General features: G+C 66.7%; 10 protein-coding genes. 2 read left to right on the top strand and 8 right to left on the bottom strand.

Annotation, left to right across the window (positions count from 1 at the left end; translation table 11 throughout):
- Positions 1 to 5: 5 nt before the first annotated feature.
- The 6 genes from lpdA to mdh all read right to left on the bottom strand — a co-directional run bounded on the left by lpdA (position 6) and on the right by mdh (position 8,135).
- Positions 6 to 1,400: a dihydrolipoyl dehydrogenase gene (gene lpdA / locus OIM94_RS10640; RefSeq protein ID WP_264606709.1), complete on the bottom strand. Its 1,395-nt coding sequence runs from the start codon at positions 1,398 to 1,400 to the stop codon at positions 6 to 8.
- Positions 1,401 to 1,496: 96 nt separating this feature from the next.
- Entirely contained in the window at positions 1,497 to 2,720 is a 1,224-nt protein-coding gene (gene odhB / locus OIM94_RS10635; protein ID WP_264606708.1) for a 2-oxoglutarate dehydrogenase complex dihydrolipoyllysine-residue succinyltransferase, read from the bottom strand.
- Positions 2,721 to 2,722: 2 nt separating this feature from the next.
- Positions 2,723 to 5,653 carry a 2-oxoglutarate dehydrogenase E1 component gene (locus tag OIM94_RS10630; RefSeq protein WP_264609882.1) on the bottom strand — a complete coding sequence of 977 codons (2,931 nt, stop codon included), beginning with the start codon at positions 5,651 to 5,653 and terminating at the stop codon, positions 2,723 to 2,725.
- 65 nt (positions 5,654 to 5,718) lie between these two features.
- Positions 5,719 to 6,603 (bottom strand): succinate--CoA ligase subunit alpha, encoded by an 885-nt coding sequence (sucD, locus tag OIM94_RS10625; protein ID WP_264606707.1) that lies wholly within the window; start codon positions 6,601 to 6,603, stop codon positions 5,719 to 5,721.
- The gene (locus OIM94_RS10620) at positions 6,604 to 7,203 is read right to left on the bottom strand and encodes a hypothetical protein (protein ID WP_264606706.1); all 600 of its coding nucleotides are present in this window, start codon (positions 7,201 to 7,203) and stop codon (positions 6,604 to 6,606) included.
- A complete protein-coding gene (gene mdh, locus OIM94_RS10615) occupies positions 7,173 to 8,135 on the bottom strand; it encodes a malate dehydrogenase (RefSeq protein ID WP_264606705.1) in 963 nt (320 codons plus the stop codon). Before mdh ends, OIM94_RS10620 begins: the two co-directional genes overlap by 31 nt.
- Positions 8,136 to 8,400: 265 nt before the next feature.
- Here mdh and OIM94_RS10610 point away from each other — a divergent pair, with 265 nt between their 5' ends.
- On the top strand, positions 8,401 to 8,754 hold the full coding sequence (locus OIM94_RS10610; RefSeq protein WP_264606704.1) for a hypothetical protein: 354 nt from the start codon (positions 8,401 to 8,403) through the stop codon (positions 8,752 to 8,754).
- Positions 8,754 to 9,893 (top strand): glutathionylspermidine synthase family protein, encoded by a 1,140-nt coding sequence (locus OIM94_RS10605; RefSeq protein WP_264606703.1) that lies wholly within the window; start codon positions 8,754 to 8,756, stop codon positions 9,891 to 9,893. The genes OIM94_RS10610 and OIM94_RS10605 overlap by 1 nt, the downstream gene beginning before the upstream one ends.
- Positions 9,894 to 10,063: 170 nt before the next feature.
- Here OIM94_RS10605 and OIM94_RS10600 read toward each other — a convergent pair whose 3' ends face one another.
- Together OIM94_RS10600 and zapE are read right to left on the bottom strand one after the other, a co-directional pair.
- A complete protein-coding gene (locus OIM94_RS10600) occupies positions 10,064 to 11,923 on the bottom strand; it encodes a glycoside hydrolase family 2 protein (protein WP_264606702.1) in 1,860 nt (619 codons plus the stop codon).
- Between the two features lie 81 nt (positions 11,924 to 12,004).
- Entirely contained in the window at positions 12,005 to 13,117 is a 1,113-nt protein-coding gene (gene zapE / locus OIM94_RS10595) for a cell division protein ZapE (protein ID WP_264606701.1), read from the bottom strand.
- Positions 13,118 to 13,124: the final 7 nt, after the last annotated feature.

Here is a 13,124-nt window from a genome sequence, read left to right as displayed (position 1 = left end):
CCGGATCAGATGTGGATCGGCTTGCCGAGCACGCCCATCGCCGCTTCCTTGATCGCTTCGGAATGCGTCGGGTGGGCATGGCAGGTGTACGCGATGTCTTCCGACGTCGCGCCGAACTCCATCGCCTGCGCGACCTGGGCGATCATCGTGCCGGCGGGCGCAGTGATGATCCAGGCGCCGAGCACGCGATCGGTCTTGGCGTCGGCGATCACCTTCACCCAGCCGGTGGTGTCGTCGATCGCCTTGGCGCGGCTGTTGCCGGCCATCGGGAACTTGCCGACCTTCACCTCGCCCTTTTCGCGCGCCTGCTCTTCGGTGAGGCCGACGCCGGCGATTTCGGGGTGGGTGTAGACGACGCTCGGGATCACCGCGTGGTTCACGATGCCGGTCAGGCCGGCGATGTTCTCGGCGACCGCGATGCCCTCATCCTCGGCCTTGTGCGCGAGCATCGGGCCCGGGATCACGTCACCGATCGCCCACACGCCGTCCACGGCCGTGCGGAAGCTGTGGTCGGTCTCGATCTGGCCGCGCTGGTTGGGCGTGATGCCGATCTTGTCGAGGCCAAGGCCCTCGGTGTTCGGACGACGGCCGATCGCGACGAGCACGGCATCGGCTTCGATCGTCTCGGCAGCACCGCCGGCGGCGGGCTCCACGGTGACGGTCGCCTTGTCGCCGTTGACGGCAACGCCGGTCACCTTGGTGGAGAGCTTGATCTCCATGCCCTGCTTCTTGAAGATCTTGGCGGCTTCCTTGCGGACTTCACCGTCCATGCCGGGGAGCAGCTGGTCGAGATACTCGACCACGGTCACCTTGGCGCCGAGACGCTGCCAGACCGAGCCGAGCTCGAGCCCGATCACGCCGCCGCCGATCACGACCATGTTCGCCGGCACCTTCTCCAGCGCGATCGCGCCGGTGGAGTCGACGACGACCTTCTGGTCGATCGTCACGCCAGGCAGCGGGGTGACCGACGAGCCGGTGGCGATGACGATGTTCTTGGCGGTGACGGTGCGCTCGCCCACCTGCACGGTGTGCGCGTCGATGAAGGTGCCGAGGCCCTTCACCCACTCGACCTTGTTCTTCTTGAACAGGAATTCGATGCCGCCGGTCAGGCCCTTCACGGCCTTGTCCTTGTCCGCCATCATCGCCGGCAGGTCGAGCTCGACCGAGCCGAGCTTGACGCCGTGCTTGGCGAGCGCGCCCGAGGCGGCTTCGTAGAACAGCTCGGAGGCGTTCAGCAGGGCCTTGGAGGGGATGCAGCCGACGTTGAGGCAGGTGCCGCCCAGCGTCTCCCGCGCTTCGACGCAGCCGGTCTTGAGACCCAGCTGCGCCGCGCGGATCGCCGCGACATAGCCGCCGGGGCCGGAACCGATGATCAGGACGTCGAAATCATATTCAGCCATTGTTCGCTCCACGCGTGCTCCGGCCGTAGCGGGAGCGCAGGGGGGTAGCCCCTAAAGGGTTTTGCGCCCCCGCTTTGGGGCGGGAGCGCAAGGGAATTACAGGTCGATCAGCAGGCGGGTGGGATCCTCGATCGCGTTCTTGATCGCGACGAGGAAGGTCACCGCCTCGCGGCCGTCGATCAGGCGGTGATCGTAGCTGAGTGCGAGGTACATCATCGGGCGGACGACGACCTGGCCGTCACGGACGACCGGGCGTTCCTCGATGCGGTGCAGGCCCAGCACGGCCGACTGCGGCGGGTTGATGATCGGGGTCGACATCAGCGAGCCGAACACGCCGCCGTTCGAGATGGTGAAGGTACCGCCCTTCATCTCGTCCATCTTGAGCGAGCCGTCCTTGGCGCGCTTGCCGAAATCGCCGATCGTCTTCTCGATGCCGGCAACCGACAGATCCTGCGCGTCGCGGATCACCGGCACGACCAGGCCCTGGGGGGCCGAGACCGCGACCGAGATGTCGCAATAATCGTGGTAGACGATCTCGTCGCCCTCGATCGACCCGTTGACGCCGGGGATGTCCTTCAGCGCCATGCACGCGGCCTTCACGAAGAAGCCCATGAAGCCGAGGCGGACGCCGTGCTTCTTCTCGAACAGGTCCTTGTACTTGGCGCGCGCCTCGATCACCGCGGTCATGTCCACGTCGTTGAACGTGGTGAGCATGGCGGCGGTGTTCTGCGCTTCCTTGAGGCGCTTGGCGACGGTCTGGCGCAGGCGGGTCATCCGCACGCGCTCTTCCTTGCGACCGCCGGTCGCAGCCGGAGCGGCAGCCGGGGCCGGAGCGGCGGCCGGGGCCGCAGCGGCAGGCTTGCTGCTGGCGGCGGCGATCACGTCGTCCTTGGTCAGGCGGCCGTCCTTGCCGGTGCCCTGCACGGTCGAGGGATCGACACCCGTTTCCAGCACCGCACGGCGCACCGACGGCGACAGCGCAGCGGCATCGGCAGAGGGGGCGGGAGCAGCGGCAGGCGCCGGGGCGGGCGTTGCAGCCGGAGCCGGAGCGGCGGGGGCAGCAGCCGGAGCAGCGGCCGCACCTTCACCCGCGATGATCGCGATCACCGCACCCACTTCGACGGTATCGCCGACCTTGACGATCTGCTCCCCCATCACGCCGGCGACCGGCGAGGGGACTTCGACCGAGACCTTGTCGGTCTCGAGGCTGGCGATCGGCTCGTCGGCGCGGACGGGATCGCCCGGGTTCTTCAGCCATTCACCGACGGTAGCTTCGGTGATCGATTCGCCCAGTACAGGGACTTTGACTTCGGTGGCCATTCTCAACCTTTCCGGGTGCGGCGGATTTCATCGCGGACATTATGGCCGAGCGCGTCGGCAACGAGCGCGCCCTGCTCTGCGGTGTGGCGCTTCATCAGGCCGGTGGCGGGCGAGGCCGCTGCCGAGCGGCCCGCATAGCGCGGACGCTGCGGCTTGACGCCGGCATCGATGAGGCACTGCTCGATCAGCGGCTCGACGAAGAACCAGTAGCCGTTGTTCTTCGGCTCTTCCTGGGCCCAGACCACCTCTTCGAGGTTGGTCATGCGCTTCAGCCGCTCGGTCAGCGGCTCGCCCGGGAACGGGTAGAGCTGCTCGATCCGGACGATTGCGGTGTTCTGGTCGCCGGCTGCATCGCGCGCTTCCAGCAGGTCATAGGCGACCTTGCCGGTGCAGAGCACGAGGCGCTTCACCTCGGTATCCGCCGGTGCCTTGGGGTCCGACAGGATCCGCTTGAAGTGGCTGTCGCCCAGGAACTCCTCGGCGCTGGAGACCGCCAGCTTGTGGCGGAGCAGCGACTTGGGCGTGAACTGGATCAGCGGCTTGCGGAAGTTGCGGTGCATCTGCCGGCGCAGCAGGTGGAAATAGTTGGCCGGCGTGGTGATGTTCACCACCTGCATGTTGTCCTGCGCGCAGAGCTGAAGGAAGCGCTCCGGACGCGCCGAGCTGTGCTCGGGGCCCTGGCCTTCATAGCCGTGCGGCAGCAGCATCACCAGGCCGTTGGCGCGGAGCCACTTGGACTCGCCCGACGCGATGAACTGGTCGATCATGATCTGCGCGCCGTTCACGAAGTCGCCGAACTGCGCTTCCCACATCACCAGCGCCTTCGGATCCGCCAGCGCATAGCCGTACTCGAAGCCGAGCACGCCATATTCGCTGAGCGGTGAATCGAGCACCTCGAAGCTGCCATGCGGCACCGTGGTGAGCGGCACATACTTGGCCTCGGTCTTCTGGTCGACCCAGACGGCGTGGCGCTGCGAGAAGGTGCCGCGGCCCGAATCCTGGCCGGACAGGCGGACGGTATAGCCTTCCGAGAGCAGCGAGCCGAAGGCCAGCGCTTCGCCGGTCGCCCAGTCGAAGTTCGTGCCCGACTTGAACATCTCGCGCTTGGCATCGAGCACGCGGCCGAGAGTCTTGTGGATCTCGTGCCCCTCAGGAACCGTGGTCAGCGTGCGGCCGAGGCTGTCGAACAGCTTCTTCTCGATGCCGGTCTCGACGTTGCGGCGCGAGGCCTCGCCGTCGGACGGCGCGCCCAGGCCCGACCAGCGGCCGGCGAACCAGTCCGCCTTGTTCGGCAGATAGGTCTTGCCCGCCTCGAACTCGCCTTCGAGCAGCGTGGTGAACTGGTTGGTCTTCTCGTCGACAAATGCCTGGTCGACCACGCCCTCGGCGATCAGCTTCTGGCTGTAGATGCTGCTCACACCGGGGTGCTGGCGGATCTTCTGGTACATCAGCGGCTGGGTGAAGCCGGGCTCGTCGCCTTCATTGTGGCCGAAGCGGCGATAGCACCACATGTCGATCACGATGTCGCGGTGGAATTCCTGGCGGAACTCGATCGCGACCTTGCAGGCGAAGGTCACGGCTTCGGGATCGTCGCCGTTGACGTGCAGGATCGGCGCCTGGACGCCCTTGGCGACGTCCGACGGATAGGGCGAGGAGCGCGCGAACTGCGGGCTCGTCGTGAAGCCGACCTGGTTGTTGATGACGAAGTGGATGCAGCCGCCGGTGTTGTAGCCGCGGATGCCGGAGAAGCCGAGCGTCTCCCACACGATGCCCTGGCCGGCGAACGCCGCGTCACCGTGGATCAGCACCGGCAGCACCTGCTCGTGCTTTTCGAGGTCGCCGCGGATCGTCTGCAGCGCGCGCGCCTTGCCGAGCACGACCGGATCGGCCGCCTCGAGGTGCGACGGGTTGGCGACCAGCGACATGTGGACGCTGATGCCGTCGAACTGGCGATCGGTGGAGGTGCCGAGGTGATACTTCACGTCGCCCGAACCGGCGACGTCGTCCGGATTGGCCGAACCGCCGCCGAATTCATGGAAGATCACCCGGAACGGCTTTTCCATGACGTTGGCGAGCATGTTGAGGCGGCCGCGATGGGCCATGCCGTACACGATCTCGCGGACGCCCTGTTGGCCGCCGTACTTGATGATCGCTTCCATCGCCGGGATCATCGATTCGCCGCCGTCGAGGCCGAACCGCTTGGTGCCGACATATTTCTTGCCGAGGAATTTTTCCCACTGCTCGGCTTCGATGACCTTGGACAGGATCGCCTTCTTGCCGTCCGGCGTGAAGGTGATCGCCTTGTCCTTGCCTTCCATCCGGTCCTGGAGGAAGCGGCGCTCCTCCACGTCCGCGATGTGCATATATTCGAGGCCGACATTACCGCAGTAATTGGCCTGGAGGATCGCGACGATCTCGCGCACCGTGCCGTGCTGCAGGCCGAGTGCGCCGCCGAGATAGATCGGACGATCGAGATCGGCGCCCGAGAAACCGTGATATTCCGGCGTCAGGTCGGCAGGCAGGTTCTGGCGGGCGAGGCCCAGCGGATCGAGATTGGCGGCGAGATGGCCGCGCACCCGGTAGGTGCGGATCAGCATCATCGCGCGGATCGAATCTTCGGCGGCCTTGGTAACGTCCGCCGTCGAGGCGGCAGGCGCGGCGGGCTTGGCCGGGGCGCCGCCCTTGGCGGGCTTCGGCGCGGGCTCCATCTGGGTGGGGTCGAGCCCGGCCGTCAGCGCGTCGGTTTCGGTCAGCGGCCAGTTGGCGCGCTGCCAGCTGGGGCCAGAGGCCGTGGATTCGAGACCCTCGAACCAGGCACGCCAGCTCGGTTCGACGGATGCCGGATCGCTCTTGTAGCGCCGGTACAGGGTCTCGACGAAGCCGGGGCTCACGCCGCCGGCGATGTCGTCGAAGTCGAGGCCTTCATAGCCCATGATCATGCTTCCGTTCGTGTTAGCGCTCCCACTCCCACCTATATTAGGAGCGCTACCGTTGCAGTTTAGCCCTTGAGCGCTTCGAGCAGCGTCTCGCCGAGCAGCGAGGGGCTGGGCGAAACGCGGATGCCGGCGGCTTCCATCGCCGCGATCTTGTCTTCGGCGCCGCCCTGGCCGCCCGAGACGATCGCGCCGGCATGGCCCATGCGGCGGCCCGGAGGCGCGGTGCGGCCCGCGATGAAGCCGGCCATCGGCTTCTTGCGGCCGCGCTTGGCCTCGTCGATCAGGAACTGCGCGGCTTCTTCTTCCGCCGAGCCGCCGATCTCGCCGATCATGATGATCGACTGGGTAGCGTCGTCGGCGAGGAACAGCTCGAGCACGTCAATGAAGTTGGTGCCGTTGACCGGGTCACCGCCGATACCCACCGCGGTGGTCTGGCCGAGGCCCGCATTGGTGGTCTGGAACACCGCCTCATAGGTGAGGGTGCCCGAGCGCGACACGACGCCCACCGAGCCCTTGGAGAAGATCGAGCCCGGCATGATGCCGATCTTGCACTCGCCCGGCGTCAGCACGCCCGGGCAGTTCGGGCCGATCAGGCGCGACTTGGAGCCGGAGAGCGCACGCTTCACCTTGACCATGTCGAGCACCGGAATGCCCTCGGTGATCGCGACGATCAGCGGGATCTCGGCGTCGATCGCCTCGAGGATCGAATCCGCCGCGAAGGGGGGCGGCACGTAGATCACGCTGGCGTCGGCGCCGGTCTTGGACTTGGCTTCCGCCACCGTGTTGAACACGGGCAGGCCGATATGCGTGCTGCCGCCCTTGCCGGGGGTGACGCCGCCGACCATCTGCGTGCCATAGGCAAGCGCCTGTTCGGTGTGGAACGTGCCGGTGGCACCGGTCATCCCCTGGACGATGACCTTGGTGTTCTTGTCGACGAGGATGCTCATTCAGTTCGCCTTTTCCGGGTCGCTGGGAGGGGTGTAGGAGCGCAGCGCAATCCAGCCGCCGAACGTGGTCAGCGTGTAGTGCGTCGTGCCGAACGAAGCGTTTACGAAGCTCGCGCGATCGGGCTTGGATTCGGGCCGTGCATAGAGCGGCACCTTTTCCTCGCTCGGCAGCACGATCTTGCGGGCCGCGAGATAATCGTCGCCGCTGCTGATCCACAGGACCATGCAGGATTCGGCGATCTGGCTCTGGCCGATGGCAGAGCCGGCCTTGGGTACGAACAGATAGGTATTGCCGCCGGCGATGCGGTAGATCGTGTTGGGCACCTCCGCCGCAGCGGGTGCCGGTGCCTTCAGCGCATCGGCGGCACTGGCCGCGGCGCTTTCGCCGATCGCGCGCTGCGCGGGCAGCGGCAGCATCGCATAGGTGGCCGGTTCGGCCATGCCGCGCGTGAGCCGGGCGGTGCCGCCCATGCACACGGCACGGAACAGCTCCACCGGCTCGGTGGGGGCCGTGGCGATCGCTTCCTGTGCGGAAGCGACGCCCGGCACCGCCACGAGCGCGGGCAGGATCAGGCGAGCGAGGAGTCGATCGACTTGCATGCCGCGACCAGTTCCTTGACCGCGTCGACCGAGACGTCGAAATTCTGCTTCGCCGTGGCGTTCAGCTCGATCTCGACGATGCGCTCGACGCCGTCCTTGCCGATCACGATCGGCACGCCGACGTACAGGTCATCGACGCCGTACTGGCCGGTGAGGTGCGCGGCGCAGGGCAGGAGGCGCTTCTTGTCCTTCAGATAGCTCTCGGCCATCGCGATCGCGCTGGTGGCGGGCGCATAATAGGCCGAGCCGGTCTTGAGCAGCGCGACGATCTCGCCGCCGCCCGAACGGGTGCGCGCGACGATGGCGTCGATGCGCTCCTGGGTGGACCAGCCCATCTTGATCAGGTCGGGCACCGGGATGCCGGCGACGGTCGAATATTCGATCACCGGGACCATGGTGTCGCCATGGCCGCCGAGCACGAAGGCGGTGACGTCCTCGACCGAGACGTTGAATTCCTCCGCGAGGAAGTGGCGGAAGCGCGCCGAGTCGAGCACGCCGGCCATGCCGACGACCTTCTGGTGCGGCAGGCCCGAGAACTCCCGCAGCGCCCACACCATCGCGTCGAGCGGGTTGGTGATGCAGATCACGAAGGCGTCCGGCGCGTGCGCGGCGATGCCTTCGCCCACGGCCTTCATCACGCCGAGATTGGTCTTGAGAAGATCGTCGCGGCTCATGCCCGGCTTGCGGGCGATGCCGGCGGTGACGATGCACACGTCGGCGCCTGCAATGTCCTCATAGCTGTTCGCGCCCTTGAGGGTGACGTCGAAGCCTTCGACCGGCGCGGACTGCGCGAGGTCGAGCGCCTTGCCCTGGGGCGTGCCCTCGGCAATGTCGAACAGGACGATGTCGCCTAGTTCCTTGATGGCGGCGAGGTGCGCGAGCGTACCACCGATCATGCCGGAGCCGATCAGTGCGATCTTCTTGCGAGCCATGGAATCTCCTTGGTTGGGTCCAAGCAAAGCGGTCGCATCACGATGCGCCGCGAAAGCGGGGGCGGGATAGGCCTATAATAGCGCGGCTGCAACCCGTGTTCGGTTGTAGGGGCTGGATTATCTTTGCAACTTGTTCGCAGGAGCAATAAGCGGGATTTCCCGCGGAAAGACGTGGATTACGGTTTCGCGCGACAGCCCTAGCCGCAATCGGTAAAAAGAGACTTTCTGCCGCGCGCGGGGATGCGTGGCAGCTTTTGGGGGCAGGATGCGCAAATCACCCGATTTCAGCCGGCTGCGGATTACCGCGGCTACCTCGATGGCGCTGCTCGCGGCAGGGTGCGGCGGCAGCAACGTCGCCAACCAGGCGGTGCGCTATTGCACCGATGCCGCCGGCCGGCGGATTGCCGATGCAAACTGCGGCAGTGGCGGCGGCGGGCATGGCGGGGGGAGTGGCCATTATTACTATGCCAGCCGCGGCGCGGCGGTGCCCGCGATCGGCGAGGCGGCGCGCGGCGGTTCGTACCAGCCCGCCAGCGGGGTGCGCTATGGCGGGGCGGAGGCGGTGACGCGCGGCGGCTTCGGGCGCAGCGGCGGTTTCTTCGGCAGCCGGGGCGGCTGATGCGCCGCAGCACCGTGGCGCCGCGCCCCGACTGGCAGGCGCGGGTCGAGTCGCTCGGGCTCGTCTGGCACAGCTTGGACGGGCAGCCTTACTGGGACGAGAGCGCCTGCTACAGCTTCACCGGGGCGGAGGTCGCCGAGATCGAGGCGGCCAGCGCCGAACTGTACCGACTTTATCTAGCGGCGGGCGAGCATGTTATCGCGGAAGGCCGTCTGGGCGAGCTCGGCATTCCGCGGCCGGCCTGGGATGCGGTGGCGGCGGCATGGGAGGAGGAGCCGCCCGCGCTCAACTTCGGCCGGTTCGATCTGGGCTTTTCGGGCGATGGCCCGCCCAAGCTGTTCGAGTTCAACTGCGACACGCCGACCAGCCTGCTCGAGGCGGCGGTCATCCAGTGGGACTGGAAGCAGGCGGCATTCCCGATGCTCGACCAGTATAACGGCATTCACGAGGCGCTGGTTGCGCAGTGGCAGGCGATCGCGCCGCTGCTCGGCGGCGGGCCGCTCCACTTCGCGCACATGGCCGATCTAGCGGGTGAGGACAGCGTCACCGTTGCCTATCTGCGCGACACCGCAGAGGAAGCGGGCCTGTCGACGCTGGCGGTGGAGATGGCGGCGATCGGCTGGGCGCACGGGTCGCGCCGCTTCGTCGATGGCGCCGACCGGCCGATCGAGTCGGCCTTCCACCTCTATCCCTGGGAATGGCTGCTCGCCGAGGATTTCGCGCCGATGCTGGTCGAGAGCCTTGCTACCACGCGCTGGATCGAGCCCATCTGGAAGACCTTGTGGAGCAACAAGGCGATCCTGCCGATCCTGTGGGAACTGTTTCCCGGCCATCCCAATCTTTTGGAGGCGGGCACCCGGCCAATTGGCGGTGACCAGGTCGCCAAGCCCTTGTTCGGGCGCGAAGGTGCCAATGTCTCGATCCGCTGGGGCGACAAGGTCGTGGCCGAGACCGATGGGGAGTATGTTGAGCAGGGGTGGATCTATCAGCGCTTCCATGCCCTTTGCGACTTCGGCTCGGGCTATCCGGTGATCGGGTCCTGGGTCGTGGATGGCGTGCCGGTGGGCATGGGCATCCGCGAGGACGGGTTGATCACTGGGAACGCAGCGCGGTTCGTGCCGCATGTGATCGAGGTGTAGGAAGGCGGTTCGGCTGTTCCCTCCTACGTCATCGCGCGAAGGCGGGGATCCATTGGCGGGAACGTCAAGGCGTTTGCGGATGCGTCCTGGCAAATGGATCCCCGCCTCCGCGGGGATGACAGTAGTCTAGCTGCGCTGGAGCAGACCTCAGATCCGCTCCAGCGTTTGCATCACTTCTTCGCCGCGTCCGCCGCCTCGCGCTTGGCATAGTCGCCGGCGAGCACGTCGAACGCCAGCTTGTGCTGGCCGGTCTCGGAGATCAGGCCCTTGCGATTCCAGCCCTGCTGGTAGATCGGGTGCTGGCGCCGCGGCGAGCGGAAGTCCTTGAGTATCCAGGGGCTCATGCCGCGCAGGAATGGCACCTTGGCGGCCATTGCCAGCGTCGCGCGGTAATAGTCCGCCTGATAGTCCTCGCTGAACTTGTGCGGACTGGCCACCGGATCGCGATAGCCGGCGCGTGCGTCCGCGCCGAACTCGGAGAAGATCAGCGGCTTGTTCGCCGGCCCGCGCCATTCCTGGCTGGCCAGATCCTCCAGCGCGTCATCGGTGTACCAGCCATTGTAGGTGTTGATCGCCATGACATCGAGATCGTTGGCCAGCGGATCGTCGATCTTCATGATCTTGCTGCCCTCGCGCCCGCTCAGCAGCGCGGCGGTCACAAGGCGGCTGGAGTCGAGCGCGCGGACATCGGCGATCATCGTGCGCAGGAAGCTGTTGCGCGCATCGTTGGTCGGCGTTTCGTTGGCGACGCTCCACAGCACGATCGAGGCGCGATTACGATCGCGGTGGATGTTCTCCGCGAGAATGCGGCGCGCATCGGCCAGCGTGTCCGCGTTGGTCCAGTTCACCAGCCAGTAGAGCGGGATCTCGCTCCACACGAGCAGACCCATTTCGTCCGCCACGCGGGTGGTCGATTCGCTGTGGGGATAGTGAGCGAGGCGCACGAAATTGCCGTGCAGGCCGTACTTGATCTCGCCGAGCAGCGCGCGCGCGGCCGCCGGTGTCACCGCGCGGACCGGATCGGTGCCCAGTTCTTCCTCGTGCATCGAGATGCCGCGCAGGAAGATCGGCTTGCCGTTGAGCAGGATGTCGGCGCCTTTTACCGCGATGGTGCGAAAGCCGAGGCGGTCGGCGAAATGATCGGCGCCGGCCTCGATGGCGATGTCGTAGAGCTTGGGATTCTCCGGCGACCAGCGGACCAGCGCGCGGGGCACCGGCAGCGTCGTGTCCCACTTGCCCTCGCCATCGGTCTTGCCGTCGAGCGCGGCCCCAAGTCCCGGGATGCGGAACTTGACCGCGGTGTTCGCCGCCTTCGGACCTTCCAGCTTGACCGACACCGCGATGCGCGTGCCGTCCGGCGTCAGGCGCACGAAGGCGTCGTCTACATAAGTGTCGGGCACGGTGACGAGGGTGACGCTGCGGGTGATACCGCCATAGGTTTCCCAGTCGGTCACCGGCGGCGGCACGTCATTGGCGGTGCGTACCGAATCGACGCCGATCGTCACTTGATTGCGGCCCGGGCGCAGCAGCTTGGTCACCTCGAAGGCGAAGGGGGTGTAGCCGCCGCGATGCTCGCCCAGCGGCTTGCCGTTGAGATAGACATAGCTGCGATATTCGGCCGCACCGATGCGCAGGAACACGCGGTTGCCGGCCCCCGGCGCCTTGGCGACGAAGTCGCGCTGGTACCAGACCAACCCCTGGTACAGCCGCATCTCGGGGGAATGGCCGATCCACGAGCCGGGCAGACTGGTGACCGGCGACTGCTGCATGTCGAATTCGAAGAAGGTGCGCGGCTTGGCCGCCATCACCTCGGCCTGAATGATGTCCGCCGAGCGCTGGGTGCGCTGATTGGGTGGCTCGCCATGGAAACCGGCCAGACCATCGCGATATGGATCGATCGACCAATGCCAGGGCCCGTCGAGGCTCTGCTGCTGGCGAAGGTCTGCCGCGACCAGCACCGGCTGCGCCCAGGCCGAGGGTATGCCGAGACATGCGAGCCCTACGGCTGCGAGAAAACGCAATCGTCGCATCATCTTCTCCCTGTTCCTCCGGGCCGACCCGGAGCCTGTTGTCATTCTAGGACGGGAGAATGGACTTACAACGTGGCCTGATCAATCCTGTCCGTGACCCTTTGCGAGATAGTCGTCGGATTGCATTTCCATCAGGCGACTGACCGTGCGGTCGAACTCGAATCGGCCGTCGCCGCTCTCGTAGAGATGCTCGGGCACGGCATCGGCGGCGGCGAGCAGCTTCACCTTGTGCTCGTAGAGCGCGTCGACCAGCGTGACGAAGCGGGCGGCCTCGTTCCGGTTTTCCGGACCCAGCTTGGGAATGCCGACCAGGATCACCGTGTGGAAGCGCCGCGCGATCGCCAGATAGTCGGGCGCGCCGCGCGCCTCGCCGCACAGCCGCTTGAACGAGAAGACGGCGACGCCCTTCACGCATTTCGGCACATGGATCTGCCTGCCGCCCGGGATGGGTACCTCGCAGGTGGGCACGCGGGTACGATCCTCGACCGGATAGTCGGTGAGGCGGAAAAAGGCGGCGGAGAGCGTGGCGGTGGCCTCCGGGCCGTTGGGGACGAGCCAAGTGTCGACGCTGCCCAGCCGGTCGCGTCGGTAGTCGACCGGGCCGTTGAGCGCGAGCACGTCCATCCGCTCGCCGATCAGGTCGATGAAGGGCAGGAACAGCTGGCGGTTGAGTCCGTCCTTGTAGAGGTCCTTGGGCGGGCGGTTGGAGGTCGCGACCACCGTCAGCCCATGCGCCATCATCGCGGTGAACAGCCGCGAGAGAATCATCGCGTCGGGCGGATTGTTCACCACCAGCTCGTCGAACGCTAGCAGCCGGATGTCGCCGGCCAGCGCGTCGGCGACGGCGACGACCGGATCGGCGGTATCCTTCTGCCGCTCGACATTCAGCCGCTCGTGCACCTCGAGCATGAATTCGTGGAAGTGGACGCGGCGCTTCCGGCGAATGTCGAGGCTGTCGAAGAACAGGTCCATCAGCATCGACTTGCCGCGCCCGACGCCGCCCCACAGATACAGCCCGCGCGGCACCGCCGGCTTGCGGCCGGTGAGTTTCCACAGCACGCTGCCCTTGCGCGGGGCGGCCTGCAGTTCCTCGGCCAGCGCGTCGAGGCGGGCGGCGGCGGCCTCCTGTTCGCGATCGGGCCGTAGCTCGCCGGCGGAAACAAGGGCGCGGTAACGATCGAGAACGCGAGTCATGGAGCGG

The sequence above is a fragment of the Sphingomonas sp. R1 genome (genome assembly GCF_025960285.1).
Lineage (GTDB): Bacteria > Pseudomonadota > Alphaproteobacteria > Sphingomonadales > Sphingomonadaceae > Sphingomonas.
Note: the sequence above shows the minus strand (reverse complement) of the source record. Positions and strands in the feature narration are given on the sequence as shown.